This is a genomic window from Actinomadura sp. WAC 06369 (assembly GCF_003947565.1).
Classification (GTDB): Bacteria; Actinomycetota; Actinomycetes; order Streptosporangiales; family Streptosporangiaceae; genus Spirillospora; species Spirillospora rifamycini.
In genome coordinates this window covers 183506-209927 of the sequence record NZ_QHJN01000001.1, presented here as the reverse complement: position 1 = coordinate 209927, position 26422 = coordinate 183506, and the positions used below count along the sequence as shown (strand labels likewise).

Annotated in this window: 28 protein-coding genes; 12 read left to right on the top strand and 16 right to left on the bottom strand. The window is 72.7% G+C overall.

Going from position 1 to position 26422, the window contains the following annotated elements; all coding sequences use genetic code 11:
- Position 1 precedes the first annotated feature (1 nt).
- From DMH08_RS00935 to DMH08_RS00920, 5 genes are read left to right on the top strand one after another with little or no spacing between them, the layout of a single operon-like run.
- Positions 2-1003: an ABC transporter ATP-binding protein gene (locus DMH08_RS00935; protein WP_199747543.1), complete on the top strand. Its 1002-nt coding sequence runs from the start codon at positions 2-4 to the stop codon at positions 1001-1003.
- Positions 1000-1992, top strand: coding sequence for an ABC transporter ATP-binding protein (locus tag DMH08_RS00930; RefSeq protein WP_199747542.1), 993 nt, complete (start codon positions 1000-1002; stop codon positions 1990-1992). Before DMH08_RS00935 ends, DMH08_RS00930 begins: the two co-directional genes overlap by 4 nt.
- Positions 1989-2771 (top strand): enoyl-CoA hydratase-related protein, encoded by a 783-nt coding sequence (locus DMH08_RS00925; RefSeq protein WP_125610934.1) that lies wholly within the window; start codon positions 1989-1991, stop codon positions 2769-2771. The genes DMH08_RS00930 and DMH08_RS00925 overlap by 4 nt, the downstream gene beginning before the upstream one ends.
- Complete coding sequence (locus tag DMH08_RS41335; RefSeq protein WP_233617326.1) at positions 2768-2884, top strand: CoA transferase; 117 nt, start codon at positions 2768-2770, stop codon at positions 2882-2884. The genes DMH08_RS00925 and DMH08_RS41335 overlap by 4 nt, the downstream gene beginning before the upstream one ends.
- 49 nt (positions 2885-2933) lie before the next feature.
- On the top strand, positions 2934-3617 hold the full coding sequence (locus tag DMH08_RS00920; RefSeq protein ID WP_125610932.1) for a GntR family transcriptional regulator: 684 nt from the start codon (positions 2934-2936) through the stop codon (positions 3615-3617).
- A gap of 100 nt (positions 3618-3717) precedes the next feature.
- On the opposite strand, the gene DMH08_RS00915 is transcribed toward DMH08_RS00920, so the two are convergent.
- The 3 genes from DMH08_RS00915 to DMH08_RS00905 are packed head-to-tail and all read right to left on the bottom strand — an operon-like array spanning position 3718 to position 7410.
- The gene (locus DMH08_RS00915; RefSeq protein WP_125610930.1) at positions 3718-5331 is read right to left on the bottom strand and encodes a carbon-nitrogen hydrolase family protein; all 1614 of its coding nucleotides are present in this window, start codon (positions 5329-5331) and stop codon (positions 3718-3720) included.
- A gap of 11 nt (positions 5332-5342) precedes the next feature.
- The gene (locus DMH08_RS00910; protein ID WP_125610928.1) at positions 5343-6545 is read right to left on the bottom strand and encodes a lipid-transfer protein; all 1203 of its coding nucleotides are present in this window, start codon (positions 6543-6545) and stop codon (positions 5343-5345) included.
- A gap of 25 nt (positions 6546-6570) precedes the next feature.
- Positions 6571-7410 carry a MaoC/PaaZ C-terminal domain-containing protein gene (locus DMH08_RS00905; protein WP_125610926.1) on the bottom strand — a complete coding sequence of 280 codons (840 nt, stop codon included), beginning with the start codon at positions 7408-7410 and terminating at the stop codon, positions 6571-6573.
- Positions 7411-7533: 123 nt separating this feature from the next.
- Between DMH08_RS00905 and DMH08_RS00900 the strand changes: the two genes are divergently transcribed.
- Positions 7534-8559: an AraC family transcriptional regulator gene (locus tag DMH08_RS00900; protein WP_158642228.1), complete on the top strand. Its 1026-nt coding sequence runs from the start codon at positions 7534-7536 to the stop codon at positions 8557-8559.
- Between the two features lie 10 nt (positions 8560-8569).
- On the opposite strand, the gene DMH08_RS00895 is transcribed toward DMH08_RS00900, so the two are convergent.
- Positions 8570-10378 carry an AMP-dependent synthetase/ligase gene (locus tag DMH08_RS00895; RefSeq protein ID WP_125610922.1) on the bottom strand — a complete coding sequence of 603 codons (1809 nt, stop codon included), beginning with the start codon at positions 10376-10378 and terminating at the stop codon, positions 8570-8572.
- Positions 10379-10590: 212 nt separating this feature from the next.
- On the opposite strand from DMH08_RS00895, the gene DMH08_RS42265 reads away from it, so the two are divergent.
- Together DMH08_RS42265 and DMH08_RS00885 are read left to right on the top strand one after the other, a co-directional pair.
- A complete protein-coding gene (locus DMH08_RS42265; protein ID WP_125610920.1) occupies positions 10591-11064 on the top strand; it encodes a MarR family winged helix-turn-helix transcriptional regulator in 474 nt (157 codons plus the stop codon).
- On the top strand, positions 11061-11942 hold the full coding sequence (locus tag DMH08_RS00885; protein ID WP_125610918.1) for an SDR family NAD(P)-dependent oxidoreductase: 882 nt from the start codon (positions 11061-11063) through the stop codon (positions 11940-11942). The genes DMH08_RS42265 and DMH08_RS00885 overlap by 4 nt, the downstream gene beginning before the upstream one ends.
- 137 nt (positions 11943-12079) lie before the next feature.
- Here the strand turns inward: DMH08_RS00885 and DMH08_RS00880 are convergent, their stop codons facing one another.
- The 12 genes from DMH08_RS00880 to DMH08_RS00825 form a co-directional block, all read right to left on the bottom strand.
- The gene (locus DMH08_RS00880; RefSeq protein WP_064743677.1) at positions 12080-12814 is read right to left on the bottom strand and encodes a class I SAM-dependent methyltransferase; all 735 of its coding nucleotides are present in this window, start codon (positions 12812-12814) and stop codon (positions 12080-12082) included.
- Positions 12815-12984: 170 nt separating this feature from the next.
- On the bottom strand, positions 12985-13908 hold the full coding sequence (locus tag DMH08_RS00875; RefSeq protein ID WP_084550546.1) for an ABC transporter permease: 924 nt from the start codon (positions 13906-13908) through the stop codon (positions 12985-12987).
- The gene (locus tag DMH08_RS00870) at positions 13905-14831 is read right to left on the bottom strand and encodes an ABC transporter permease (RefSeq protein ID WP_026403418.1); all 927 of its coding nucleotides are present in this window, start codon (positions 14829-14831) and stop codon (positions 13905-13907) included. Before DMH08_RS00870 ends, DMH08_RS00875 begins: the two co-directional genes overlap by 4 nt.
- Positions 14828-15094, bottom strand: a complete 267-nt coding sequence (locus DMH08_RS00865; protein ID WP_034518841.1) for a hypothetical protein — start codon at positions 15092-15094, stop codon at positions 14828-14830. The genes DMH08_RS00870 and DMH08_RS00865 overlap by 4 nt, the downstream gene beginning before the upstream one ends.
- A 3-nt stretch (positions 15095-15097) precedes the next feature.
- Positions 15098-16126 (bottom strand): ABC transporter ATP-binding protein, encoded by a 1029-nt coding sequence (locus DMH08_RS00860; RefSeq protein WP_064743678.1) that lies wholly within the window; start codon positions 16124-16126, stop codon positions 15098-15100.
- Complete coding sequence (locus DMH08_RS00855; RefSeq protein ID WP_158642227.1) at positions 16123-17169, bottom strand: ABC transporter ATP-binding protein; 1047 nt, start codon at positions 17167-17169, stop codon at positions 16123-16125. The genes DMH08_RS00860 and DMH08_RS00855 overlap by 4 nt, the downstream gene beginning before the upstream one ends.
- Positions 17166-18257 carry a class I SAM-dependent methyltransferase gene (locus tag DMH08_RS00850; RefSeq protein WP_051300928.1) on the bottom strand — a complete coding sequence of 364 codons (1092 nt, stop codon included), beginning with the start codon at positions 18255-18257 and terminating at the stop codon, positions 17166-17168. Before DMH08_RS00850 ends, DMH08_RS00855 begins: the two co-directional genes overlap by 4 nt.
- A gap of 1 nt (position 18258) precedes the next feature.
- A complete protein-coding gene (locus DMH08_RS00845) occupies positions 18259-19809 on the bottom strand; it encodes an ABC transporter substrate-binding protein (protein ID WP_125610914.1) in 1551 nt (516 codons plus the stop codon).
- Between the two features lie 216 nt (positions 19810-20025).
- Positions 20026-20322, bottom strand: coding sequence for a hypothetical protein (locus DMH08_RS00840; protein WP_125610912.1), 297 nt, complete (start codon positions 20320-20322; stop codon positions 20026-20028).
- Positions 20322-21374, bottom strand: a complete 1053-nt coding sequence (locus tag DMH08_RS00835; RefSeq protein WP_051300929.1) for a class I SAM-dependent methyltransferase — start codon at positions 21372-21374, stop codon at positions 20322-20324. Before DMH08_RS00835 ends, DMH08_RS00840 begins: the two co-directional genes overlap by 1 nt.
- Before the next feature lie 65 nt (positions 21375-21439).
- Positions 21440-22681 (bottom strand): FAD-dependent oxidoreductase, encoded by a 1242-nt coding sequence (locus tag DMH08_RS00830; protein WP_233617325.1) that lies wholly within the window; start codon positions 22679-22681, stop codon positions 21440-21442.
- Positions 22682-22965: 284 nt separating this feature from the next.
- Entirely contained in the window at positions 22966-23724 is a 759-nt protein-coding gene (locus DMH08_RS00825; protein WP_026403423.1) for an IclR family transcriptional regulator, read from the bottom strand.
- A 142-nt stretch (positions 23725-23866) separates the two neighbouring features.
- Between DMH08_RS00825 and DMH08_RS00820 the strand changes: the two genes are divergently transcribed.
- Genes DMH08_RS00820 through DMH08_RS00805 form a run of 4 tightly spaced genes read left to right on the top strand, consistent with a single transcriptional unit; the run spans position 23867 to position 26421 of the window.
- Positions 23867-24160: a Dabb family protein gene (locus DMH08_RS00820; RefSeq protein ID WP_026403424.1), complete on the top strand. Its 294-nt coding sequence runs from the start codon at positions 23867-23869 to the stop codon at positions 24158-24160.
- Positions 24153-24803 (top strand): isochorismatase family protein, encoded by a 651-nt coding sequence (locus tag DMH08_RS00815; RefSeq protein WP_125610908.1) that lies wholly within the window; start codon positions 24153-24155, stop codon positions 24801-24803. The genes DMH08_RS00820 and DMH08_RS00815 overlap by 8 nt, the downstream gene beginning before the upstream one ends.
- Positions 24800-25681, top strand: a complete 882-nt coding sequence (locus DMH08_RS00810) for an isocitrate lyase/PEP mutase family protein (RefSeq protein ID WP_034518950.1) — start codon at positions 24800-24802, stop codon at positions 25679-25681. Before DMH08_RS00815 ends, DMH08_RS00810 begins: the two co-directional genes overlap by 4 nt.
- Positions 25678-26421 (top strand): maleate cis-trans isomerase family protein, encoded by a 744-nt coding sequence (locus DMH08_RS00805; protein ID WP_026403426.1) that lies wholly within the window; start codon positions 25678-25680, stop codon positions 26419-26421. Before DMH08_RS00810 ends, DMH08_RS00805 begins: the two co-directional genes overlap by 4 nt.
- The last annotated feature ends 1 nt before the right edge of the window (position 26422 follow it).

Sequence of the window (26422 nt, the reverse complement as noted above, 5' to 3'; positions counted from 1 at the left end):
GATGACCGGCGACACCACCGACCTTCTCGTCGTCCGCGGCCTGCGGACGACGCTGCGCACCCCGCGCGGCCCCGTCACCGTCGTCGACGGGGCGGACCTGCGGGTCCCGAGGGGATCCACCGTGGGCGTGGTGGGGGAGTCCGGCTCGGGCAAGAGCATGCTCGCCAGGTCGCTGATGAACCTGCTGCCCGCCGGCGCCGACGTCACCGCCGACGAACTCGCCTTCGACGGGCGGGAACTGGACCCGCGGCGCCCACCGGACCGCCACTTCTGGGGCACGGAGATCGCGATGGTCTTCCAGGACCCGATGACCGCGCTCAACCCCGTCCGGACGGTCGGCGCCCAGATCTGCGACCCGCTGCGCGTCCACCGGCGCATGAACCGCCGGGACGCCCGCGCCCGCGCCGCCGAACTGCTCGCCCACGTCGGCATCCCCGCCCCGCACTCCCGGCTCCGCCAGTACCCGCACGAACTGTCCGGCGGCATGCGCCAGCGCGCGATGATCGCCGTCGCGATCGCATGCGAACCCCGCCTCCTGATCGCCGACGAACCCACGACCGGCCTCGACGTCACCGTCCAGCGGCAGATCCTCGCCCTGCTCCGCAGGCTCAAGGACGAGCACGGCATGGCGATGGTGCTCATCAGCCACGACATCGCCCTGCTCGCCGACGAGGTCGACGAGGTCACCGTCATGTACGCGGGCGAGGTCGTCGAGCACACCGGCGTCGAGCGGATCCGCGACGCGGCCGTCCGGCACCGCTACACCGCGGCGCTCCTGCGCGCCCACCCCGACGTGGACGCGCCCGCCCGCACCCGCCTGGAGAGCATCCCCGGCGGCCCGCCGGACCCGCTCGCCATGCCCGCCGGATGCCGGTTCGCCCCCCGCTGCGGCCACGCCCGGGACGTCTGCGCGACCGAGCCGCCGCGGCCGGCCCGCGACCCGCGGACCGGCGCCGCCCACGCCTGCCACTTCCCCGCCGAGCCGGCCGAGGAGCTCGTATGAGAACGATCGACGCACCGGTCCGCGACCCGCTCCTGCGCGTCGACGGCCTCGTCGTCGAATACCCGACGAGCGACGGGACCGTCCACGCGGTGTCGGGCGCGACCTTCGAGGTGGGCGGGGGCGAGACGCTCGGCATCGTGGGGGAGTCCGGTTCCGGCAAGTCGACGCTCCTGCGCGCGATGCTGCGGCTCACCCCCCACAGGGGCGGCTCGGTGCGCCACGGCGACACCGTGCTGACCGACCTCGACGAGAAGCGGATGCGCCCGCTGCGGCCGTCCCTGCAAATGATCATGCAGGATCCGATCGCCTCGCTGAACCCCCGGCGCCGCGTCCGCGACATCGTCGCCGAGGGCCTGCGCATGTGGCCCGACCGCGTGGTCACCTCGGTCGGGCAGCAGGTCGCGGAAGGGCTCGACGCCGTCGGCATGGACATCGGCACCGTCGGCGACCGGCGGCCCGGCTCGTTCTCCGGCGGCCAGTGCCAGCGCATCGCGATCGCCCGCGCCCTCGCCCTGCGGCCGGACGTCCTGTTCTGCGACGAGCCCGTGTCCGCGCTCGACGTGTCGGTGCAGGCACGGGTGCTCAACCTGATCCAGGACGCCAAGGAGGCCCTCGGGCTGACGGTCCTGTTCGTCTCCCACGACCTCGGCGTCGTGAAGAGCGTCAGCGACCGCGTGATGGTGATGTACCTGGGGCGGATCTGCGAGATCGCACCGGTCGAGGCGATCTACGACGCCCCGGCCCACCCCTACACGAACCTGCTGCTGTCGTCGGCGCCGGGCTCCCGCCGCCCACCGGTGCCCGACCCCACCGGGGAGACGCCGTCCCCGCTCGACCCGCCGTCCGGATGCCGGTTCCGGACCCGCTGCCCGCTCGCCCGCGACCGCTGCGCCGCCGAGACCCCGCCGCTCCGAGACCTGCCCGGCGGCCGAAGCGTCGCCTGCCACTTCCCACTCGACTCCGAGAACGAGGCCGGTGCCACAGCATGATCGAGACGTCCTTCGACCGGGGAACCGCCCGGCTGACCCTGAACAACCCGGGACGCAAGAACGCCATCACCCAGGAGATGGCGTCCGCGATGCAGGCGTTCTGCGCCCGCGTCCACGCCGACGACGCGATCGGCGCCGTCATCGTGGACGCCGAGGGCGGCTACTTCTGCAGCGGCGCCGACACCCGGGACCTCGCGACCTCCTCGTCCGACCCCGCCTCGCCGGAGGCGGTGGCGCGGACGTCGGCCGTCTACGACGCGTTCGTCGGCGTCGGACGGCTGCCGGTGCCGACGGTCTCCCTGGTGGCCGGCGGCGCGGTCGGCGCGGGCCTCAACCTCGCGCTCGCCACCGACCTCATGCTCGTCACGCCCGACGCGGTCCTCGACAGCGGATTCCTCGCCCGCGGCATCCACCCCGGCGGCGGGCACCTGGCGCTGCTCGGCCGCGCGGCCGGCCACCGGCAGGCCGTCGCCCTCGGCGTCCTCGGCGTCCCCCTCTCGGGCACCGAGGCCGTGCGCCGCGGACTCGCGTGGGCGGCCGTCGAACCCGGCGACCTGCTCGGCACGGCGAACCGGCTGGTCGAGAAGGCCGCGGCCGACCCCGCCCTCGCCCGCCGCGTCAAGAACAGCGCCACGCTCGAACTCGGCCCCCCGGCGGTCCCGTGGAGCGCGGCGGTCGAGATCGAGCGCGGCGTCCAGATGTGGTCGCTCGGCCGCAAGGGACACGACGGCTGGGCGCGCAAGCCGTCCAAGCCCGGCGTCCGGGACGGCGGGCCGTGACCGGAGCCGGCCCGTACGCGGGCCCACCCGCCTACGACGACACCGTCCAGGCGGCGTCCGGGCTCGCCTGGCTGCAGAGCCTCGATGGCTCGGTGACCCGTGACCGAGACTGAATCCACTATCGTATTCCGAGGATCGCGGACAGGCGGATGGGAGCAGAGGATGCCGGCCGAGAAACTCGCGACCGGCGGACGGTCCCGGGCCGTGGAACGCGTGGTCGAGGAGCTCCGCCGCATGATCACCGTCGGCGAGCTGCTCCCCGGCCAGCAGATCCGCCAGGAGAACATGGCCGAGCGCCTAGGCGTCAGCCGGCTCCCCATCCGCGAGGGCCTCCGCCAGCTCACCGCCGACGGCCTGGTCAGCCACACCCCCAACATCGGGTACACGGTCACGAGGCTGAGCCAGGCCGAGTTCGACCAGATCTACCTCATGCGCAACCTGCTGGAGACCGAGGTCATCGGCAGGCTCCCCGAGCCGACCCCCGAGCAGCTGCAACGCGTGAGCGACCTCAACGCCGAAGTCGCCGCCGCCGCCGAGCGCGTCGACCTGGTCGAGATGCGGCTGCGCAACCACGAGTTCCACTTCGAGATCTTCCGCCTCGGCGGCCTCGACCTGGTCATCGACGAAATCGAACGCCTGTGGAACTGGGCGGCCCCCTACCACGCCGTCTACCTCGTCTCACCGGAGAGCCGCCGCGCGATCCTGCACGAGCACGACCAGATGGTCGAAGCGCTCCGCGACGGCGACAACGCCCGCCTCGCCGACCTGATGAACCAGCACAGGCACGGCTCGGAGACCGTGCTCGGCTCGATGCTCGGCGCCGCCCCCATCGTCCGCCCCACCTGACGGCGATGTAACCCGCACCCGCCGCGCCGACCGTCCGGGACGGACACTCTCCCACCCAGCCTCGGCGGGGGACTCCCCGTGCTGCCGTAGAGAGGGTCCATCAAGTCGTTTCATGAGTGCGCTTTCGTGTGTTGAGGCGCTGCGTCCGTGAGATGCGGACAGCGCATCCGAGGGTGATGAGGGTCGCCGCCGCGCACAGCCAGGCGAAGACGTCGCCGACGACGCGGTAGACGGTCGTCGTGCCGTTCGTGGGAACGTCCACGATCCAAAAGGGAGTGTCGTCGGGCGTGGTGTCCTGCTGGGAGAGGACGTGGCCCTGGTAGTCGAATGCCTGCGACGAGCCGTTGAAGTCCTGCCGCACGAGGGTGTAGCCGTTCTCGATCGCCCGCAGGCTCGCCATCCGGGTATGGATGCGTCCGATCTCCGGCCAGTCGCCACCGGGGACGAGCATGATGTCGGCGTCCACCTTCATCATGGCCGGGAAGTCCGCGTCGTAGCAGATGACGTTGCTGAGGCGGCCGTACGGCGTCTCCACCACGGGCACCGGCCCCTCGCCGGGCGTGTTGGGCTCCAGCCCCGGGATGGGGTGGTGCTTCTCGTACGTCCACAGCACGTTGCCGTCGGGGCCGACCAGGACCGTCTGATCCCGGACGTAGGGAGGGTCGGGCAGGTAGATGTTCATGGCCATGTTGAGGTAGATGCCTTCTTGCCGGGCCAGTTCGACGGCCTCGGCCTGGAAGGCCGGCACGTCCGAGGACAGCAGGCGCGCCGCGTTCTCCGACCAGAAGACGATCTTCGCGCCGGTCCGGGCCGCCAGGCGCGTGTCGGCGAACAACTGGTCGGCGATCACATCGGTGCCCGCGCGCATCGCCGCGGGGTCGGCGGTCCGGGAGACGGCCTCGAAGTCGTCGAGGTCCGTTCCGGCCAGCCGTGCGGCCTCCGCGTTGACGGCCATGTCCGGGTTGATGCCCGCGATGCGCACGGTGGGGGAGGTCGGGGCGGGGGCGAACGCGAGCCTCGCCTGTCCGCCGATGACGACCACGGCGAGGACGGCCGCCGCGGCGAGGGCGGGCCTGGCGGCGTGCCGGGTGAGGCCGCGCTCCCAGAGGTGGTTCACCGCGGTCGCGACGCCGCCGATGAGGAACCCGATCGCGTACGGCCCGGCGACGGCGAGTACTTGGAGCAGCGCCAGGTTGGTGTGCTGGGTGACCGCCGGCAGCCCGTAGGCGGTACCGAACGGGTTGAAGGTTCCGACCAGGAACGAGGTGGCGGTCAGCGCGGCCGGGAACGCGAGCAGCCGTCCGAGCGATCTCAGTCGCGTTGAGACGAAGCGGTCCACCGCGAAGGGCACGAGGCCGCCGGACGCGAGGCTCAGCACGCCGACGAACGTCAGGAAGGTCAGCGGCACAGCGAGCTGTACTGCCCAGAACAGTCCGCCGGCGACGCCCACCAGCCACACCAGCGGGAGACCCACCTGCGGCCGGCTGGTCCGCAGGAACCTGAGCAGGAAAATCTGGAAGACCCATGCGAACAGCGTGAGATCCCACCGGCCACCGACGGCGAACAACTGGAAGAACAGCCCGAGGCCCAGCCAGAGATACCGGCGGTGCTCGGGCGGGGACCGGTGTTCGGAGTCGTCGCCGTGCCGGAGTGCGGGGGCCGTTTCCTCGTTGGAGTCCGGACCTGGTCCGGTGCCGGCGGTTCTTCCACCCATGATTCCTCCGCTCACCGCTCTGCCGGCCTGAAGGCCGTGACCACGGCGGCGCCGCCGAGGCCGATGTTGTGCGCGAGCGCGACGCCCGAACGGGACGCGGCCGCCGGCACCTGGCGGGCACCGGCCGCGCCGCGCAACTGCCAGGTCAGCTCCGCGCACTGCGCCAGCCCGGTGGCACCCAGAGGGTGCCCCTTGGAGATCAGGCCCCCGGACGGGTTGACGACCCAGCTGCCGCCGTAGGTGGTCTCCCCCGCATCGATGAGCCCGCCGCCCTCACCGGGCCCGCACAGGCCGAGGGCCTCGTAGGTGAGCAGCTCGTTGGTGGAGAAGCAGTCGTGCAGCTCGATGACGTCCACATCCTCCGGGCCGATGCCCGCCTGCTCGTATACCTGCCTGGCCGCGGTCCGGCTCATGTGCGCCCCGACGAGCGCGGCGGCGGTGCCGTCGAAGGTGCCGTCCAGGTCGGTCACCACGGATTGCCCCACGATCTCGATCGCCTGGCCGGCCAGTCCATGCCGGTCGACGAACTCCTCGTCCGCGAGCACCGCCGCCGCCGAGCCGTCGGACGTCGGCGAGCACTGCGGCTTGGTGAGCGGCTCGGCGATCGTCGGCGCCTCCAGAATCTCGTCGAAGGAGAACGCGCGGCGGAATTGGGCGTAGGGGTTGTTCACCGAATGCTCGTGGTTCTTGTGCGCGATCCGCGCGAACTGCTCCGCGGTCGTGCCGTAACGCTCCATGTGTTCCCGGCCGGCCGCGGCGAACATCCACGGCGCCGTCGGCGCGCCCGGTCCGCGGAGCTCGGCGAGAGCGCCGATGTGCCGCTCCAGCGGTCCCTCCCGGTCGGTCCAGACCTCCGAGAGCGAACCGGGGGACATCTTCTCGAACCCGACCGCGAGCACGCAGTCGGCGAACCCGCCGGCGACGGCCCGGGCCGCGAGCCACAGCGCCGAGGATCCGGTGGCGCAGTTGTTGTTCACGTTGACGATCGGCGCGCCGGTCATGCCCAGCTCGTACACGGCCCGCTGGCCGCTGGTGGAGTCGCCGTACACGTACCCGGCGTACGCCTCGCGCACGTCGGTGAACGCGATCCCGGCGTCCGCCAGCGCCGCCGACCCGGACTCGGCGACCATGGCCGGGTAGTCCCAGCCTTCGCGGCGGCCCGGCTTCTCGAACCGCGTCATCCCGACCCCGATGACGAACACCTTGCGTGGCATGGAATCTCCTCTGCTGCGAGGGTGGTCAAGCGGTGAACTCGGCGCGGCCGTCGGTGATCACGCGGGCGCCGCCGTCGTCGACCGTCTCGAAGACGCACCGGTCCGTCCCGGCCGTCCACACGGTCGTGGTGATCGCCCGGCCGGGACGCGCGGGAGCGCTGAACTTCACGGCCAGGCGCCGCAGTCGGCCCGGGGCGTCCGGGGCGACGTGCCCGATCAGCGCGTGAGATGTGAAGGCCATCGTGCACAGGCCGTGGACGATGATCCCCGGCAGACCCGCCCGGCGGGCGGCGTCCTCGTCGAGGTGGACGGGCATGGTGTCCCCGGACGCCTCCGCATAGCGGAAGGTCTGGTCGGCGTCGAACTTCTGCACCACCGTGGCGGCGGGCTCACGGTCGCGTACCTCGCTCCGCAGGCCGTGGTCGGGGCCCGTGCGCCCGGTGTCGCCGCCGGTGTGCTCCGCTCCGCGGAAGAAGCCGGTGAAGTACTGCTCGTTGACCGGCTCCGCCGCCGCGTCCCGCGTCTCCACCAGGGTCGTGACCAGGACACCGGAGCTGCGCACGTGGACGCCGATGACCTGCGCGCGGGTGCTCAGCACGTCGCCGGGCACGATCGGCCGGCGGATGTGCAGATCGTGCCGACCGTGCAGGATCGTGCCGGCCGCCGCTTCCGGGGCCGCCGCCAGTGTCCGCCGCGCCATGACGGAGAAGCCCGGTACGACGGCGAACACCGGGGGTGCCAGGGTGCCGTCGAGGTGTGCGGTGACGGGGTCGTTGGTCGCCTCGGCATAGCCGACCGTGCGCTCCGCCGTCACCGCGAACTCGACGGACTCGCTCCACCGCCCGACCTGCTGTGTGTTGAACATACCGGGGAAGCTACGGGGCCTTCCCCGGTCCGTCCGAGCACCGTGCCTCGCAGATCTCATGACCGCCGCGCGCATGCGGTCCGTACGTGGTACGGGCACCGAGCCGGGCGTTATGGTGCGCTTGTGACCAGTTCAACGCTGCCGGGAGACGTTACCCGGCGGCTGGCGCGCATCGGCGAGCGGCAGGGATTGGACTCGGCCTCCCTGCTACGGCGCGCAGGTATCGCCGCCGACGTCGCGAGCCCGACCACGGGCGCCGGTGTGACGCTCTCCCAAGCGGCCGAACTGACGCAGGAACTGTGGATCCTGACCGGAGACGAGCTCTTCGGGCTGGGACCGGCCGTCCCGCTCGGCTCGTTCCAGCTCATGATGCGTTCGGTGATCCACGTTCCCGACCTGCGGGCGGCGCTCCAGCGCCTCGCCGAGGCCAGCGAGGCCATGACCGGCATGCCGCGGCTCCGCGTGGCGGTGCGTGAGACGCTCGTCGAAGTGGAGATCGATGTCAGCCGGCTGGACGATCCCGACCATCTGGGCGGCGACATCCTGGCCACGCTGATCCACCGTGTGCTGGGTTGGCTCATCGGACGGCGGATCGGTCTGCGCGAACTGCGCCTGCCGTGGCCGGAAACTCCGTATGCCGCGGACTACGAGATCGTCTTCGGCCGGCACCCGGTGTTCGGCGCCGACCGGCTGGCCTTGGCCTTCGACCGTCGGCTCCTGACCGCGCCCCTGGTGCGGGACGAGCAGCAACTCGCCGACTACCTGGCAGACCAGCCGAACGTGTGGTTCGCCACGCGTGACTACGGGACGACGGTCGCCGACCGGGTGCGCAAGATCCTCGAGCGCGGACTGCGAGGGCACTGGCCGACGCCCGACGACATCGCCGCACAGCTCAGCGTGAGCACGCAGCATCTGCGCAGACTGCTGCGAGCCGAACACACCTCGATCCGCCAGCTCAAAGAAGATCTGCTGCGCGAGGCCGCCGTCGCCAGCCTGGCCCGCGGCGAGGAGTCGGTCGAGGAGTTGGCGAGGCGGCTGGGCTTCTCCGAGGCCAGCGCCTTCCGCCGCGCCTTCCGCCGGTGGACCGGGCGGCCGCCCGGTGCCTACCGCGGCGCGGACGGGGCCGCGCCCGCCGCCGCCCGCGAGTGAGCGGGCGCCGTCAGCCGGACGGGTCCGGCTGACGCTGCCGCCGGTAGAGGGCCTCGATCTCCTCGGCGTACCGCTCGACGATCGCCGCCCGCCGCAGCTTGCCGGTCGGGGTCAGCTCCGCGCCGCCCGGGAGCCAAAGCACCGGCAGGATTCGGAAGTGCTTGATCTGCTCGACCCGCGACAGCGTCGCGTTCGCGCGTACCACTCCGGCCTCGACCGCCGCCTGGACTTCGGGCCGCTCCGCGAGCACGGAGACGTCCTGGCCGGTGGAGGGTCCGCCGACGAGGGCCGCCGCGGCCACTGGGTCGAGGGTTACCAGCGCCACCACGTAGGGACGGCGGTCGCCCACGGCGAGCACGGAGGCGACCAGTGGGCAACAAGCCAGCACGGCGCTCTCGATATTGGCCGGTGACATGTTCTTGCCCGAGGAGTTGATGATCAAGTCCTTCTTGCGGTCGACGATGGTCACGTACCCGTCGGCATCGACGGTGCCCACGTCTCCGGTATGAAGCCACCCCTCGACGTCGATCGCCCGGGCGGTTCCCGCCGGGTCCCCGCGGTAGCCGCGCATGAGGGTCGGGGCGCGGAGCAGTAGTTCACCGTCGTCGGCGACCCGCACCTCGACGCCGCTCATCGGCCGGCCGACCGTCCCCGGCCGGATCTCGCCCGGACTGTTGATCGTCCCGGCGGCGGCCGACTCCGACATCGCCCATCCCTCGCAGAGTTCGACGCCCAGTGACTGGAAGAAACGGACGACATCGGCGGCGATCGGGGCGGAACCGGTGATGACCGCCCCGGCTTCGTCCAGGCCGATCCTCGCCCGGAGCCGGTCCAGCACCAGCCCGTCGGCGGCGGCCAGCCGGATCGCCAGGTGGAACGGCAGCGGGTGGCCCGACATCCGCAGTTCCGCGGCCTTCCGGCCGGTCCCGACCGCCCAGCGGGCGAGACGTCCGCGGGCGCCGGTCTGGGCGGTGATCGCCTGGGTGAGCGCCGCCTGCAGCTTGTACCAGAGGGCCGGCACGCCCATGAAGATCGTCGGCCGCACCGCCGGCAGCACCTGGGCGACGGTCTTCGGGTCCGCCACGGTGGTGATCGAGGAGCCGCCGGCCATCGCCAGGTAGTGGCTGAAGTACCGGTTGGCCACGTGCGCGTCGGGGAGGTAGGAGATCAGGCGCCCGGCCTGCGCGGCCGACCCCAGATGGGAGAGGAGGAGTCCGCCGCGCAGGCACGCGAGGATGGCGCGGTGCTCCACCTCGACGCCTTTCGGTGGTCCTGTCGTGCCCGACGTGTAGATGAGTGTGGCCAGGTCGTCGGGACGTACGGACCGCCAGGCGGCCTCGAAGTCGAACCCCTGCGGCCGTCCGGTCTCGAGGCCGCTCAGCGGCACGGTGTCCTCGGCCGCGCCGTCCACGCAGACGACGTGTTCCACCGTCCCCCCGGCCGCCCGGACCGTGTCCACCCACCGCTGTTCGGTGACCACGACCCGGTTGCCGGCATTGGCGAACAGGTGGGCGATCTGCGTCGGCGGACTCGTGTTGTAGACCGAGAAGGGCGTGGCGCCGAGGTGCAGCGCCGCCGTGTCCACGAGGTGGTACTCGGGCCTGTTGGTGAGCATGAGCGCCACGGTGTCCCCGCGGCGGACGCCGAGCGACGCCAGGCCCCCGGCAATGCGTCGCACACGCTCGGCGTACTGGCCCCAGGTCAGTTCCGCTGCGCCGTCCGAACTGCGCAGCGCCGTCCGGTCGCGGTGTGCTTTCGCGGTGTGCTGGAAGAGTTCGGCGAGGCTTTGCGCCGACTGCAGCGCGTCCATGGCATCCATCGGGACCTGGCTCCTGTCTCCGGGCCGTCCTGACTCCTGCCGGGTCATTGTCGACCGCCCGGACACCCGCCATCATCGGCTCGGCCGCGCGGACCGCCCAGGACCCTCCCGCGCTCGTTGCGGGACCCCCGCGCGCAGGCTCCGAGGCTCACGGCGGACCGGCAAGTACGTGGATTTTCCAATTAATGGATTTTCCATGTATCTTGCCGATCATGGACGACCGGCGCCTGAACGAAGAGCTGCACGACTACCTGTTCGCGATCCGCACCCAGGTGCATTCCGACCTCAGGGAGCTCGCCCGGGAAGCGGGGCTGACCGACACCCAGACCGGTGCGCTGTGGAGGCTGAGCCGCGGGCGGGAGATGACGGCGCGGCGGCTGGCGGACCTCCTGCAATGCGACGCCTCGACCGCCACGGCGATGATCGACCGGCTGGAGAAGCGCGGACTGGTCCGCCGCGTGCCCCACCCCACCGACCGCCGCGCGAAGGTCGTCCAGCTCACCCCCGAGGGATGCGCGCTGCGCGATCGCGTCGTCCGGCACACCACCGAGCACTCGCCCTTCGCCCGCCTCGACCGCGAGAGCAGGCGGCGCCTGCACTCGCTTCTCCGCGAGGCGATCGACGGCACCGGCTCGGCGGGCGAGGCCGCCGGCGGCAAGGACACCATGGAAAAGGAGCAGCAGTGAGCGTCAAGACCGCAGTCATCACGGGCGGAGCCTCCGGCCTGGGCCTGGTGATGGCACGCCACTTGATCAAGGCCGGTCAGAACGTCGTCCTCGTCGGCCGGGACGAGGCGCGCACCCGGGCCGCCGCCGACGGCCTGCGCACCCTGGCCTCCGCGAGCGGTGACGCGGTTCCGCCGCGGACGTACATCGCCGACCTGGAGCAGAGGGCGCAGGTACGGGCACTGGCGGCGAAACTGGCCGCCGATACCGTCCCGGTGGACGTCCTCATCAACAACGCGGGGGCGGCCTTCCCCCGGTACGAGCAGACGGTGGACGGTGTCGAGCGCACGTACGCGCTCAACCACCACGCCCCGTTCCTGCTCACGCACGACCTCCTGGCCGAAGGGGCGCTCACGTCCGGGGCGCGGATCATCAACATGTCCACGTTCGTGGAGAAGCGCGGCAGGCTCGACGTCGCCGACCCGGACGTCGCGGGGACCTCGTGGAGTAACCGTTTCTACAACCAGATCAACGTCTATGCGACGAGCAAGCTCGTCGGCCTCCTGGCGGCGCGAGAGATCGCGAACCGCTTGCCCGGCGGTATGAGCGTCTACAACGCCAACCCCGGCATGGTGAAGGGCACCGCGATCAACAGCAACGCCGGTGGCCTGATGCGGCTGACCGCCCCGTTGTTCCGTCCGTTCGCCATCAGCCCGGACGAAGGCGTGCAGACCCCGGTCTGGCTCGCCACCGCCGCGTCCGCCCCGCAGCCCAGTGGCGGCTTCTTCAGTAAGTCCCGGCCGGACACCCCTTCGCGCCGGGCAATGGACGACGATCTCGCCCGCACCGTCTACACCAGAACCGCGGCTCTCCTCGGAGTGGAACCCCTCGTGAGGTAGAGCCGTCCGTGAACGATTCTCTGAAGTAGCCGATAAGCCCAAAGACACGATGGGGGTGTCCGGGGCTCCCACCCGACGCTCGCGCGGTTGCCCCGTCTCCTGCTTTGACTGCGTCGGGGGCGTGCCGGTGGATGTGTTCAGGGGGTGGCTGGTTTGCGGGCGGTGAGCAGGCGGGTCGGGACCCACGGGCTGCCCCACCACGCGCGCCAGCCGAGGCCGCGCACGCGGATGTCCTGGGCGTTCAGCCGGGCCAGCACCGCGGCGTACTCGCGGGGGGTCCGCGCCAGGTCGGCGATCAGCAGGCGGCCGCCCGGCCGCAGCACCCGGTACGCCTCGGCGATCGCTTGGGCGCGGGCGTCCGCGCCGAAGATGGTGTGCACCGTCAGGCTGGACACGACCAGATCGAAGCTCGCCTCCGCGTACGGGAGTCTGCGCAGGTCACCCCCTTGCACGCGGACGCGGTCGGCGACGCCTTCGGCGCGGGCGTTGCGCAGCGTCGCCGCCGGGGTGTTGCCGGACTGGTCCCGTCCGCGCCACAGGTCCAGGCCGACCGCCCGGCCCCGCGGGAGGCGGCGGGCGGCGGCCAGCAGGACGGCGCCGCGCCCGCAGCCGAGGTCGAGCAGCCGTTCGTCGCCGCGCAGGTCCAGCTCGTCCAGCACGTCCCGCCAGACCAGGAACTTGCCGCGCAGCGTGGCGTGCAGGCTCAGGGCCAGGCATCCCGCCAGCAGGGTGCCGGAGACCAGCGCGGGCAGTGCGGCGGCCAGATCGGCGGTGACCGCCATCACCAGCCCGGTCGCCCAGAACCCCAGCACGACCAGGCCCATGAAGCCGAACCCGTAGGGCGAATCCATCCCGTACCGCGCGCCAGGCATCCCGCCACTCTGCCACGAATCAGCCGCTCGGGGGACGACTGCGACGCACTGGTCCACCGCCGTGTGCGGCCGCGGGCTCGGCGAAGCCGTCCGCGCCCCGGCGGGGCCGGCCGTCGGGGCGCGGATAGCGTACGGGGGCGCATCGCGGTCGGCGCATGCGCTTCGCGCGTCTACCAGAGTTCGGGGTCGTGCTTGGTGCGGACCGAGGGGTTGAAGGCGTCCCGGAGCGCGTCGCCGAGCAGGTTGAACGCGACCACGATCGCCATGATCGCCAGGCCCGGGGCCACCGTCGCCCACCAGGCGAGCTGGAGGGTGTTGCGGGAGTCGGCCAGCATGCTGCCGAGCGAGAACTGCGGCGGCTGCACGCCGAGGGACAGCAGGCTGAGCGCGCTCTCCACCAGGATCAGGACGCCGGCGCTCGTCGACCACAGGATGATCACCGGCCCGAGGACGCTCGGCGCGATGTGCCGCAGCAGGATCGCCGGGGTGCGGGTGCCGATGGTCCTGGCGGCGGTGACGAACTCCATCCGCTTGACGCGCGCCACGGAGTCGGCGATCGTCCGCGCGTAGTTCACCCAGCCCCAGAGCGCGAGGACGATCATCATCTTGGTGATGCCCGGGCCGACGACCGCGGCCAGAGCGACGCCGACCGCGACGAACGGGATGGCGAACTGGATGTCGGCGAGCCGCATCAGGACCATGCCGACCGTGTTCTCGTAGTAGCCGGCGATGAGACCGAGCAGCAACCCGAAAAGGGCGGAGGCCGTGGCGGTGACGACGCCGATGAGCAGGCTGAGCCGCAGTCCGTACATCAGCCTGCTGAGGACGTCCCGGCCCAGCGGGTCCGTGCCGAACGGGTGCGACCAGGAGGGGGCGCGGCTCGCCTCCTGCAGATGCTGCGCGGTCGGGTCGGCGGGGGCCAGCAGCGGTGCGAGCAGCGCCACGAGGACGAGCAGCCCGAGCAGGACGATCGCGAAGCGTCCGGTGGCGTCCCCCCAGACGCGGCGGGCGGTCTCGGCCGCGCGGGAGCCGCCGCTCACGGTCTCCGAGGGCCGCGCGCCGGTCTGCTTCCGTAGGGTCGTGTTCACGCTCATGTCGCCGCCTTCGCGCGCAGCCGGGGGTCCACCAGCCGGACGATCACGTCCACGCCGATGTTGACCAGGGTGATCAGCATCGCCATGCAGAACACGCTGGCCTGGACCAGCGGGAAGTCCTGATTGGTCACGCCGCGGATCAGCAGCGCGCCGAGTCCCTCGTAGCCGAGGATCGGCTCCAGGACGAGCAGCGCGCTGAACAGGAACGAGAACTCGATGCCGAGCCACGCCAGCATGGGCGGCAGCGCCCCGGGGAGCGCGTGCCCGAGCAGGATCCGCCAGGGGGCGACGCCCTTGGAGCGCGCCGTCAGCACGTAGCCCTCGCCGAACGAGTCGAGCAGCTGGCCGCGCGCCATCCGGGCGCTGGTCGACATCGCCGTGATGGTCAGGACGGTCACCGGGACGACGAGGCTCGCGTAGCCGGTGCTGCCGGTCGCCGGCAGCCAGCCGAGTTCGACGGCGAACAGCAGGACGAGCAGCAGGGCGAGCCAGAAGTACGGGACGCTGCCCGTGACGAACGTGACCGCCATGACCAGCCGTCCGCTGGGCCGGCTCGGGCGCAGCGCCGCCAGCACGCCGATGCCGAACGACAGCAGGACGGCGAGCACGATCGAGGGCACCACGATCCACAGGCTCGGGCCGATGCGCTCGAACACCATCTGCGCGGCGGGCTGCCCGAACGCGAACGAGTCCCCGAAGTCGAGGGTGAACGCTCCGCGCAGCGCGTCGAAGTACTGGACGATCGCCGGCGCGTCCAGTCCGAGGCGTTCGCGGGTCGCGGCGACCACCTCGTCGGACGCCTCGGGCGGCGACAGCAGCGCGGCCGGGTCGCCCGCGAGTCTGGACAGGGCGAACAGGAACGTCGACACCCCGCAGGCGACCATGATCACCAGGAGCAGCCGACGGACGATGTAACCGATCACCGGGCGGCCACCGACTCCATGAGCCGTTCCAGGAAGCGGGCCCGCTCCGCGGCGAGGCGCTCGCGGAGTTCCGGGCTCGGCCGGTGCAGCTCGATGTCCTCGCGGGTGACGGCGCCGCGCTCGTCCAGGAGCTCCTCCAGGACGGCGAAGCGGTCGCGCAGCACCCACACCTCGGAGGCGACCTCCATCAGCGCGTTGAACACCCCGTCGAGGGGGACGGAGCCGTCCAGGTAGACCGGACGGTCGGCGGCGAATCCGGGCATGGGTCACCCGTCTTTCTGTGCGAGGGCCGGGGCCACCAGCGGTGGCGCCGCCGGCGCGTGGACATGGACGTCGGCGCCGCCGACGCCGAGTTCTCCGGGGAAGTGGCAGGCCGCGGTGCGGCCCGGCGCGATCTCCGCCGGCGGTGGCGCCTCGGCGGCGCAGCGCTCCCGCGCGATCGGGCACCGGGTGCGGAACACGCAGCCGGACGGGCGGTCGACCGGCGACGGGATGTCGCCCGCCGGGACGATCCGGTGCTCGGCGTCGCGGCGCATCGAGACCAGGGACGCCGTGTACGGGTGGGCGGGGTCGGCGAACACCCGCGCGGTGTCGCCGACCTCCATGAGCCGCCCCAGGTACATGACGGCGACGCGGTGGCTGAAGTGCCGGACGAGGCCGAGGTCGTGCGTGATGAACAGGTACGACAGCCCGAGGTCGCGCTGCAGGTCCTGGAGCAGGTTCACCACCTGCGCCTGGACGGAGACGTCGAGGGAGGCGGTCGGCTCGTCCGCGACGATGAGGGACGGGTCGAGCATCAGCGCGCGCGCGATGCCGACCCGCTGGCGCTGCCCGCCGGACAGCTCGTGCGGGTACCGGCCGGCGAACGCCGGGTCGAGCCCGACCCGTTCCATCATCGCGGTCGCGGCCGCCCGGCGGGACGCCTTGTCCCCGACCTTGTGCGAGCGCAGCGGTTCGGCGAGGACGTCGCCGATCCGCTGGTAGGGGTTGAGCGAGGTCGACGAGCTCTGGAACACCATCGCCATCCGGCGCCGGACCCGGCGGCGCAGCTCGGCGCCGCGCGCCCGGGTGACGTCGGCGCCTTCGAACTCGACCGTCCCGGCGGTGGGACGTTCCAGGCGGATCAGCATCCGCGCGAACGTGGACTTGCCGCTGCCGGACTCGCCGACGAGGCCGAGCGTCTCGCCGCGCCCCACCGACAGGGACACGCCGTCCACGGCGCGGAGGGTCCGGCCGCCCGGCACGCGGTAGTCCTTCACCAGCCCGGTGACCCGGGCCACGGTTTCGTCGGTCACGGGCGGCCTCCTGCCGGGTCGGATTCGTAGCCCTCCGCGCGGATGCACGCCACCATGCGTCCCGGCCGGACCTCCCTGGGTTCCGGACGGACGGTCGTGCACGCGTCGTGGACGCCGGGGCAGCGGTCGGCGAACGCGCAGCCGGGCGGCTCGTCCGACGGGGCCGGCGGACGTCCCGCGATGGCCTGCAGGCGGCCGTCCCCGGCGAGGCCGGGCGCCGCGCGCAGGAGGGAGTAGGTGTAGGGGTGGCGGGGCTCGGCGAGGACCTGCGCGGTCGGTCCCTCTTCCACGACCTGGCCCGCGTACATCACGACGATCCGCCCGGCGATGTCGGCGATCACCTCGAGGTCGTGGGTGGCGATCACGACGGAGATGCCGAACTCGCGGTTGAGGTCGCGCAGCAGCTCGAGGACCTGGGCCTGCGTGGTGACGTCCAGCGCGGTGGTCGGCTCGTCGCAGAACAGGACGTCGGGCCGGGCCACGAGCGCCATCGCGATGACGATGCGCTGCGCCTGCCCGCCGGAGATCTCGTGGGGGTGGCTGCGCATCCGTGCCGCGGGCTCGGGGATGCCGACGCGTTCGAGGGTCCGCTCGGCGAGCTCGCGGGCGTCGGCCGCCGACAGGCCGGGGTCCGCGGTCCGCGCCGACTCGACGAGCTGCGCACCGATCCGCTTCATGGGGTGCAGCGCCCGCCACGGGTCCTGGAAGATGATCCGGGCCCGGCGCGCCCGCAGCCGGCGCAGCTCGCGCCGGGGCATGGCCAGGACGTCCCCGCCGGCGCACTCGATCGAGCCGGTCACCCGTGCCCCGGGCGGCAGCAGCCGCAGCGCCGCCAGGATCGAGGTGGACTTGCCCGAGCCGGACTCGCCCGCGACGGCGACGATCTCGCCGCGCCCGACCGTGAACGTCACGCCGCGCAGGATGCGCAGGTCGCCGCGGGCGCCCGGGAGCGACACCGAGACGTCCCGCATGCCGAGGGCCGGGGTCGCGGCGGTCCCGGCGGCCGCCGGGACCGCGTCGCGGGACCGCAGCTTGCCGATCATGAGCCGTCCTCCGTGCCGGGTTTGCGGGCGGTGGTCACCCACGGGTAGGAGCCGGGGCCGAGGGCCGCCTGCCGGACGTCGCCGAACCCGGCCGCCTCGGCGACGGACACCAGGTCGGCCTGCGCGGCCGGGCGCCACCACGGCTCGTGCCCGTGCTCGGCGTCCCAGTCGTCCAGCCATGCCTGGTAGGCGCCGCGGCGGCGGTAGGGGGCGACGTCGGAGAACACCAGGTCGCCGCCGGGCCGCAGCAGGCGGTACGCCTCCGCGAACACCGCGGCGACGGCGTGCGGCGGCATCTCGTGCAGCAGGATGAAGGACGTCACCAGGTCGTGGCCGTCCGCGGGGAGGCCGGTGTCCTCGGCCGGAGCGCGCAGCAGGTGCCAGCTCAGGCCGCGGTCGGCGGCCCGCCGCTGCGCGTAGCGGAGGGAGGCGGCCGACAGGTCCACGCCGGTGATCCGCGCGTCCGGGTACCGCTCGGCGAGCTTGAGCGTGTACTGGCCCGTCCCGCACCCCAGGTCGCAGATCGCCCGGTAGCGGTCCCGCGGCGCCGCGTCGGCGACCGCGGCGCGCTGCGCGAAGATGTCGCCGTACACGGGTACGAGCAGGTGGCGGTAGACGAGTTCGTGGTGGACGAAGCCCATGTGCTCGTGGCCGTCCCAGCCGCCGCGGGTCCCGTGGAACTCGTACTTCCAGTAGCGCGGGACGGCCGCGTCGCCGCGGTCGGCGATCGCGCCGGGGTCGGGCGCGGCGGCGAGGTCTTCGAGGACGTCGCGGCGCGCGTCGAACGCGTCCTCCGCGCGCGGGGTGAGCATCCGCCTGCTCCAGCGGAGCGCGGCGCCGATGACGGCCTGCTCGGGCATGCCGTCCAGTTCCGCCGCCACCGCCGCGCGCAGCCGGGTGATGTCGGCCCCGCCGTCCTGCTCCCAGCGGGCGGCTTCGGGCGACGCCTCGATCCGGTCGCGGACGCGGGCGCGCAGCGGCGCCAGCGACGCGCGGGCCGCCGCGAGGAACTCCAGTTCCGCCCGGCCGCGCTGGGCCAGGACGACCGACGGGTTCATGCCGTCGGGCACGTGTTCTGCGGTCGGCACCTCAGCCTCCCTGCTTGGTGACGCCGTCGAGCAGCAGCATCAGGCCGTTGCTGTTGTCGAAACCGGAGACGCCTGTGCGGTGCCCGCCGACCGTCGGCGCCCCGTAGGTGTAGAGGACGTAGGACCGTTCCAGCAGGTGCTGTCCGCACGCGATCAGCTTCTGCTCGCGTTTCGCCTGATCGAGCTCGGTGCTCTGCGCGTCCATCAGCTCGTTCCAGGTGGAGTCCTCCACGAACGGCTTCTTGGACGACGAGACGTGCGCGTAGGGGCGGTCCGCGTCGAAGATGCCGGTGTAGGACGCGCCCCGGTAGAAGATGTCGGCGTCGGAGCCGCTGCGGAACGTCTTCACCCAGATCGGCACCTCGACAGCGTTGATCTTGGGGCGGAACCCGGCCTGCTCGAGCTGGGCGCCGATCGCCTCGTACAGCTTCTTGTAGAGGGACATGCCGAAGATCTCGACCTCGGCGCCCTCCGCGCCGGCGGACTTCAGCAGGCTCTTGGCTTCGGCGAGGTCGTACGCCGGGCGGGTGACGTCGGGGGAGTGGCCGAACACCCCCTTCACCGGCAGCTGCCCGTCCTCGAGGATCCCCGAGCCGTAGGTGATCGTGTCGATCAGCGCCTGCGCGTCGACCGCCTTGATCGCCGCCTGCCGGACGCGGATGTCGTCGAAGGGAGCCTTGGTGGTGTTGAGCTGGAACATGTTCTGGTTGCCGCTGAAGTCGGTGCTGACCGTCAGGTCGTCCCGGTTCGCGAGCGTCTTGATCGATTCGGCGCCGAGGTTCTGCGCGGCGTCGATCTGCCCGGCCTGCAGCGCCGACGCCATCGCGCCGGGGTCGCTGAAGTAGCGCAGGGTGACTTGGGACGACTTCGGCCGGTCGCCCCAGAAGCCGTCGAACGCGGTGAACTCGATGCCGCTGTCGACGGCGAAGTTGGTGATCCGGAACGGTCCGGAGCCGATGGGCGCCTTGGCGAACCCGTCCGGGCCCTTCTGGGTCCACTCCTTCTGCGGGACGATGAAGATCTGGCCGACGCGGTTCAGGAGCAGCGGGTCGGGCTTCTTGGTCTCGATCTCCACCGTGGTCGCGTCCACCTTGCGGACGTCCTTGATCGTGGAGATCACGGTGGCGAGCGGGTACTGCTCGCGGAGGACCTCGGTGAGGCTGAACACCACGTCGTCGGCGGTCACCGGCGCGCCGTTGTGGAACACGGCTCCCGAGCGGAGCCTGAACCGCCACACGGTGTCGCTGCTGCGGCTCCACTCGCTGGCGAGCCGCGGCGTCGCCTCGGTGTCGCCGCGCAGTTGCCGGACCAGCGCGTCGAACGCGTTGAACTGGAACGTCGTGTACTGCTCCTGCATCGGGTTCAGCGTGTCGTCGACGACGACCGTGCCGATCGTCAGGCCCTTGCGTCCGCTCCCCGAGGCGGAGCCGGGGCCGCCGCAGGCGCCGAGCAGACTGGCGCCCGCCACCGCACCGCCCAGGGCGATGCCCGCTCGCAGAAAGCTCCGGCGGTCGAGCGCGGGTCCGTTCTTGAACACAGAACTCTGGCCCACTGGCCTGCTCCTTTGGGTCGTTCGTTCGCCCTCCGCGTGACGGCGCGGCGGGCGTGAGGGTGGGTGGTGATGCGGGGGGGCGGCCCCCGGGCGGTGTCCGGCGGCCGGCTCGGCGGCCGTGCGGCTTCGCCCGGGAGCCGCCGGGAGCGGTGCGGAGGCGGTCGGGGGACGCCGGTCGGGAAGGTCGGTCGGGAAGGTCGGTCGGGGCGGTTCGGGTCAGGCGGCGGGACCGGTGCGGGCGGTGGCCGCGGCCACCCGCGCGTCGGGGTCGAGGACGGCGCCGAACACGCGCCCGACGAAGTCGCCGCGCTCGCGCCCGAGCCGTTCGAGCAGGTCGCCGGACGGCCGCAGCGCGTCCACCGCGTCCTCGTCGAGGCAGCCGCGCTCGCGGAGCAGGTGCTCCAGCACGAGGGTGCGGTCCCGCAGGATCCACACCTCCGACGCCAGTTCGGTGAGCATCCGGGTGATCTCGTCGAGCCGCTCGGACCCGAGGTACGCGTTGTCGCCGCTCATCACCGCTCCTTCCGGGCCCGCACGACCCAGGGATAGTCGCCCGCGCCGAGGCCGTACGCCTCGACGTCGCCGAAGCCGGCCTGCTTGACCAGGGCCGGCAGATCGAGTTGCAGGTAGGACCGCATGAAGGGTTCGCCCCGGTGCTCGGTCTCCCAGTCCAGGACGACGGAGCGGAAGGCGTCGTTGCGCTCGACCGGCGCGATGTCGCCGATGACGAGGTCCCCGCCGGGCTCCAGCACCCGGAACATCTCCGCGAGGATCGCCTCGGTGGCCTTCGGCGGCGTCTCGTGGAAGAGCGTGAAGATCGCGACGAGGTCGACCGAGGCGTCCGGCAGGCCGGTGTCCTCGGCCGCCGCCTGGATCAGCTCCCAGGCGTTCCCCTCGTGCACGCAGCGCGCCCGCGCGTACTCCAGCTGCGTCCTCGACAACTCGACGCCGGTGTACCGCGCGTCCGGGAACTCCCTGGACAGGACGGACGCGAACCGCCCGTTGCCGCAGCCCGCCTCGAGGACGCGGCGGTAGTCGCGGCGGGGGGCCTCCAGGGCGACCTGCGTGCGCTGGTCCATCAGGTTCTCGCCCGCCCGGACGGCGCCGACGCCGCCCGGCATCAGGACGTACCGGTAGCCGAGGTCGTGGATGACCACGCCCATGAGGTCGTGGCCGTCCCAGCCGCCCGTCGTCAGGTGGAAGCCCTCGCGGTAGTAGGCGGGCGGGACGAGCGACGGGTCCAGGGTCAGCGACCCGGGGGCGTCGGCGGGGACGTCCAGCCATTCCTCGATGCCGGCCCGGGAGTGTTCGGCCGCCGGGATCGCCCGCACGTAGATCTCCTCGGCCACGTAGCGGGTCAGCAGCCGGTCGAGCAGCCAGGGGCCGTGGTCGCCCAGCGTCTCGGCCACCGAGCGGCGCCGTCCGGGCAGGTCGGCCGGCGGGTCGTCGACCAGCTCGGCGTAGCGGCGCCCCGCCGCCGGCTGGAGGACCCCTCCGGTGTGGTGCTGCAGGGAACCCAGGAACTCCAGCCCGGCGCGGTCGCGCTGCGCCACGGGTACGTCCATGTCCGTCTCCTCTCCGATCGTCGTTGTGCCGTGCGGGGCGCGCACGGCGGTCCGGTGCCGGACGGTCAGCCGGCGGTGCGCTCGGGCTCGCCCACCGCGAGCATCGAGCTGCGCAGCAGGTGGGCGCGGGCGAGCGCGGGGTCGGCCGCGGTGCGGCGCATGTGGTCGGCGCGTCGGCGCCGCTCCTCGGGGTCCTCCTCCTGGAGGGACTCCCAGTTCTCGTGGGTGACGGTCCGCACGTAGTCGTGGGCGACGTCGCGGCGGAGTTTCTCGTAGGCGTCGACGGGTCCGGTGTCGCCGCGCAGGGCGGCGGTGACGGCGGCGGCGGCCGCGGCGGCGTCGTGGATGCCGCTGTTCATGCCGAGGCCGCCGAGCGGGTTGTTGATGTGGGCCGCGTCCCCGGCGAGCAGGACCCGCCCGCGCCGGAACCGTTCGGCGATCCGCTGGTGGACTCGGTAGATCCGGGCGTGCGCGATCGTGTAGCCGCGTTCCAGCGGTGCGATTGCCTGCAGCCGCCGCTGGATCGCGCCGGGGTCGAGGGCGCCGCCGTCCGCCTCCGCCTCCGGGATCGGGAACAGCGCCCGCCAGTGCAGCGGGGTGCGCAGCAGCACCAGCCATTCGCGGGGGTCGGAGATGTAGTTGACCGCACCGATGCCCGGGACGAGCTCGGCGAAGTCGTCGGTGGTGGAGACGACGAGGAACCGCTCGGGGTAGGTGATGCCGGGGAACTCGATGCCGAGGTCGCGCCGGACGGCGCTGTGCGCGCCGTCGGCGGCGATCACCCAGCGGGCGCGGCACCGGGCCCCGCCGTCCAGGACGACCGTCGCGCGGGAGTCGGGGCCGCCGTCCCCGGGGTCGACGGAGGTCACCCGCGCTTCGTGGACGAGGCGCGCGTTCGGGATGCCGGCGAGGCGGCGCCCGATGATGCGGACGAGATTGCGCTGCTCGCTCTGCAGCCGGTAGGGGAAGCGGGTGTCGTCCTTGATGCTGGCCAGGTCGAAGTGCGCGACGAGGCCGTCGGCGCGGTCCCGGTACTGGTAGGTGTCCGCGATGAGCCCGGCCTCGTGCAGCTCGTCGGCCACGCCCAGGTCGTCCAGGATCTCCAGGGTGGGGGGATGGAACGTGGAGGCGCGGGACTCGCTCAGGTCCTCGCGCGCCGCCGCCTCGCGCCCGGTCTCCTCGAGGACCACGACGCGCAGCCCGGCGCGGGCGAGGGCGAGGGCCGCGGTGGCACCCACGGGGCCGAATCCGACGATCGCGACATCGGCCTCGGTGTCGCGCGGCGGATCGTTCTGGCCGACAAGCACGGGTTCCCTCCAGAATGGTCGCATCTCTCACAATGCGGTAACCGCGTACTCAGGATGTGGAAGAAGCTAAAGGCTTCCCTGTGACGGTTGTCAATGCTTCCCGGTCGCGGAGTTTGCGACGAAGCAATGGTCGGACGCGCAAAAGGCCGACGGCATCGGGGTTTCGCGGCACGCGAGACCGTCCGGGAAACAGGAAAACGGCGCCGCTCATCTCGCAGTGTGAGACGAGCGGCGCCGTGATCGACGCCGAAGGAAGGGCGGTCCGCCGCCCGGCGGAAGCGGCCTCAGGCCCGGTCGAGGGCGCCGGTGATCTCCTCCGCGCCGGAGATCACGAGCTGGATGATCCTGGCCCGGTCGTTCTGCTGGAGGCGGTACAGCGGTCCGGCGACGCCGAGCGCCGCCACCACGCGCCCCTGGTCGCGGATCGCCGCCGAGACGCCCCAGATGCCGTCGTCGACCTCGCCGAAGCTCTCCGTCCAGCCGATCCGGCCGATGGTCTCCACGTCGGTCTCGAGCTGGTCGCGGACGGGTTCGGTCAGCTCCGGGGCCGACGCCAGGTAGCGCCGCCGCTCGGTCGCCGGCATGGAGGCGAGCAGGACGCGCGCCGCCGATCCCTCGTGCAGGCTCATCGGCTCGCCGGGGGTGAACTGCAGGCGCACGTGGTGCGGGGAGTCGACGCGGTCGACGCACACGGCGCTCCACCCGATCCGCTTGATCAGCAGCGCGGTCTCGCCGCAGTCCTCCACGATCGACTCCAGTACGGGGCGCGCCGTGTCCTCCAGGCTCCGCCCGCCCGCCCGGGCGGCCCCGGCCAGCCGGACGAACACCCACGACAGGCGGTACTCGCCCGTCCCGACCTCCTCGATCATGCCGGTCTCGCGCAGCACCGACAGGTACCGGTACATCGAACTGCTGGGCATGTCGAGGGCGGCGGCCAGGTCGGCGGCGCCGCGGGTGGGGCGCTCCTCGTCGAACTCCAGGAGGATCTGAAGAACCTTGCGGGCGCTCTCGGCGCCGCTGCGCCTGCGAGCGGGCTCTGGCATGTCGTCTCCTCGTCGGGGGGCGCCTGTGGCTTGACGGGGCACGGACTCCGGACTTACCGTGCCTCACATAGCGAAAACTACTCTCTCACAATGTGGTAGCCGGGTGCATCGTTTCGATGAAAGAGCCCGGAGGGACGTCGCCATGCTGCGACACATCATTCTGCTTCGCTGGAGCCCCGAGGCCACCGAAGCGCAGCGGGCGGCCGCCGCGGACGCCTTCCGCGCGCTGCCCGCCGCGATCGGCCAGATCCGCGCGCTCTCCTGCGGACCGGACCTCGCCCTCGGCGAGAACGGCCACGACTTCGCGGCCGTCCTCGACTTCGACGACGCGGACGGCTGGCACGCCTACCAGCGGCACCCCGCGCACCGCGCACTCGTCGCGGACCTCGTCGCTCCGATCCTGGCCGAGCGCGCGGCGATCCAGATCGATGTCTGACTCCGCGACCGGCCGGCCGCTCGCCGACGACTACCGCGAGGCCGGATTCGGCGGACGCCTCGGCCTCGGCGCCCGTCCGGCCCTGCTCGTCGTCGACCTGGTCCGCGCCTACCTCGACCCGGGCAGCCCGCTCTTCGCGCCCGCCGCACCGGCCGCGCTGGAACGCGTCGTCACGCTGGCGGAGCACGCCCGCGCCCAAGGGCACCCGGTGGTCTTCACCTACGTCTCGTACACGCCGGGCGGCGCGGACGGCGGCTGGTTCTACCGCAAGGTGCCCGCCCTCCGGCTGTTCGACGAAGGGTCCCCCCTGGCCCTGCCGCCCGCCGAACTCGTCCCGAGGGAAGGCGACCTCACCGTCCGCAAGCAGTACCCCAGCGCGTTCTTCGGAACGTCACTGGCGGCGACCCTGCACGCCCAGGGGGTGGACTCGGTGGTGGTCACCGGTGTCAGCACCAGCGGCTGCGTGCGGGCCACGGTCGTCGACGCGCTGAGCCACGGGTTCCGTGCGGCCGTCGCGGCCGACGCCGTCGCCGACCGCGACCCGCGCCCCCACGACGCCGCCCTGTTCGACATCGACGCCAAGTACGGGGACGTCCGCACCGGCGCCGACATCGCCGCCGCGTGGACGGGGAGCGGATCGTGAGCACCGCGGACACCCATCCCGCCGACCGGCTGCGCGGCTCGCTGAACTCCGGGCCGCCGGTCCTGGCCGCCGGATGCCACGACGCGCTGAGCGCGCGGCTCGCCGAGGCCGCGGGCTTCGAAGCGGTGCATCTGTCCGGCGCGCTCGTCGGCGCGAGCGAACTCGGGCTGCCGGACCTCGGCTTCACCGGCGCGAGCGACATGCTCGCCGCCCTGCGGCGCGTCGTCGCAGGCACCGGCGTGCCGATCGTCGCCGACGCCGACACCGGCTACGGGGACCCGCCGCAGGTCGCCGAGACCGTCCGCCGCTACGAGCGGGAGGGAGCCGCCGCCCTGCACCTGGAGGACCAGGTGCAGCCGAAGCGCTGCGGCCACGAACCCGGCGTCGAGGTGGTCGGCCTTCCCGTGGCGCTGGCCCGGCTCGACGCGGCCGTTTCGGTGCGCCGCCGCCTGGTGGTGATCGCCAGGACGGACGCGCTGCGGGCCGCGGGGCCCGACGAGATGCTCCGCCGGGTCGCCGCGTTCGCCGCGGCCGGAGCCGACGCGATCATGGCGGAGGGCGTCGTGGACGCCGAGCTGCTGCGCCGGGTCCGGGACGCGGCCCGCGGGCTCCCGCTCGTGGTGAACTGCTCGGCGGCCGGGCCCGCCGCCGACCCGGCCGACGTCCTCGGCCGCGCCGGCGGCCGGCTCCTGCTGTACCCGGTCGCGGCGGCGCTCGCCGGCGCCGCGGCCATGCGCACCGCCTACCGGAGCATCCTGCGCCACGGCCGCGCCCCCGACCCCGCGATGACCTGGACCGACTTCAACGACCTGCTCGGCCTGCCCGGGCTGGCCGCCCGCTTCCCCGACCGACCGCCAGCCGAGGAGAGGACTCCATGACCACCGTGCTCGCCGACCGCCGCGTCTTCGGCGTGATCGTCCCGTCCACCAACACCGTCGTGGAGGACGAGTACTACCGCCACCGCGCGGACGGCGTGTCCTTCCACGCCGGGCGGATCCTCATCCGCAACGCGGCGCTCGACGACGACGCGAGCTTCAGGACGTTCCTCACCGAGCTGCGCGCGGAGATCGGCAAGGCCGTGGAGTCGGTGCTCACCTGCGAACCCGACCACCTCATCATGGGCATGAGCGCGGAGACCTTCTGGGGCGGCGTGGACGGCAACGCCGAGTTCGAACGCCTCATCCGCGACCTGTCCGGGCTGGACGTCACGACCGGCGCGTCCGCGTGCCGGGCGGCGCTGGCCCGGCTGGGCGTCTCCCGCATCGGCGTCGTCACCCCGTACCAGCCCGTCGCCGACGAGCAGGTCCGCCGGTTCTTCACCGAACTCGGCCACGAGGTGGCCGGCGTCCGCGGCCTGAAGTGCGCGTCCGCGACGTCCATCGCCGGCGTCACCCGGGACGAGCTGCGCGCCGCGTTCGCCGAGGTGGACGGCCCGGACGTGGAGGCCCTCGTCCAGGCGGGCACGAACCTGCCGGTCATGGGAGTCGCGGCCGAACTGGAAGAGGAGCTCGGCAAGCCCGTGGTCGCGATCAACGCCGCGACCCTCTGGCACGCCTACCGCACCAACGGGATCGGGGACCGGATCCCCGGCGCGGGCCGCCTGCTGGCGACCCTCTGAC

Bases quoted from the DNA above. Each gene is read 5' to 3' on its own strand.
- DMH08_RS00935 (WP_199747543.1), top strand. From the start codon at position 2: ATGACCGGCGACACCACCGACCTTCTCGTCGTCCGCGGCCTGCGGACG.
- DMH08_RS00930 (WP_199747542.1), top strand. From the start codon at position 1,000: ATGAGAACGATCGACGCACCGGTCCGCGACCCGCTCCTGCGCGTCGAC.
- DMH08_RS00925 (WP_125610934.1), top strand. From the start codon at position 1,989: ATGATCGAGACGTCCTTCGACCGGGGAACCGCCCGGCTGACCCTGAAC.
- DMH08_RS00920 (WP_125610932.1), top strand. From the start codon at position 2,934: ATGCCGGCCGAGAAACTCGCGACCGGCGGACGGTCCCGGGCCGTGGAA.
- DMH08_RS00915 (WP_125610930.1), bottom strand. From the start codon at position 5,331: ATGGGTGGAAGAACCGCCGGCACCGGACCAGGTCCGGACTCCAACGAG.
- DMH08_RS00910 (WP_125610928.1), bottom strand. From the start codon at position 6,545: ATGCCACGCAAGGTGTTCGTCATCGGGGTCGGGATGACGCGGTTCGAG.
- DMH08_RS00905 (WP_125610926.1), bottom strand. From the start codon at position 7,410: ATGTTCAACACACAGCAGGTCGGGCGGTGGAGCGAGTCCGTCGAGTTC.
- DMH08_RS00895 (WP_125610922.1), bottom strand. From the start codon at position 10,378: ATGGATGCCATGGACGCGCTGCAGTCGGCGCAAAGCCTCGCCGAACTC.
- DMH08_RS42265 (WP_125610920.1), top strand. From the start codon at position 10,591: ATGGACGACCGGCGCCTGAACGAAGAGCTGCACGACTACCTGTTCGCG.
- DMH08_RS00880 (WP_064743677.1), bottom strand. From the start codon at position 12,814: ATGCCTGGCGCGCGGTACGGGATGGATTCGCCCTACGGGTTCGGCTTC.
- DMH08_RS00875 (WP_084550546.1), bottom strand. From the start codon at position 13,908: ATGAGCGTGAACACGACCCTACGGAAGCAGACCGGCGCGCGGCCCTCG.
- DMH08_RS00865 (WP_034518841.1), bottom strand. From the start codon at position 15,094: ATGCCCGGATTCGCCGCCGACCGTCCGGTCTACCTGGACGGCTCCGTC.
- DMH08_RS00855 (WP_158642227.1), bottom strand. From the start codon at position 17,169: ATGATCGGCAAGCTGCGGTCCCGCGACGCGGTCCCGGCGGCCGCCGGG.
- DMH08_RS00840 (WP_125610912.1), bottom strand. From the start codon at position 20,322: ATGAGCGGCGACAACGCGTACCTCGGGTCCGAGCGGCTCGACGAGATC.
- DMH08_RS00835 (WP_051300929.1), bottom strand. From the start codon at position 21,374: ATGGACGTACCCGTGGCGCAGCGCGACCGCGCCGGGCTGGAGTTCCTG.
- DMH08_RS00825 (WP_026403423.1), bottom strand. From the start codon at position 23,724: ATGCCAGAGCCCGCTCGCAGGCGCAGCGGCGCCGAGAGCGCCCGCAAG.
- DMH08_RS00820 (WP_026403424.1), top strand. From the start codon at position 23,867: ATGCTGCGACACATCATTCTGCTTCGCTGGAGCCCCGAGGCCACCGAA.
- DMH08_RS00815 (WP_125610908.1), top strand. From the start codon at position 24,153: ATGTCTGACTCCGCGACCGGCCGGCCGCTCGCCGACGACTACCGCGAG.
- DMH08_RS00805 (WP_026403426.1), top strand. From the start codon at position 25,678: ATGACCACCGTGCTCGCCGACCGCCGCGTCTTCGGCGTGATCGTCCCG.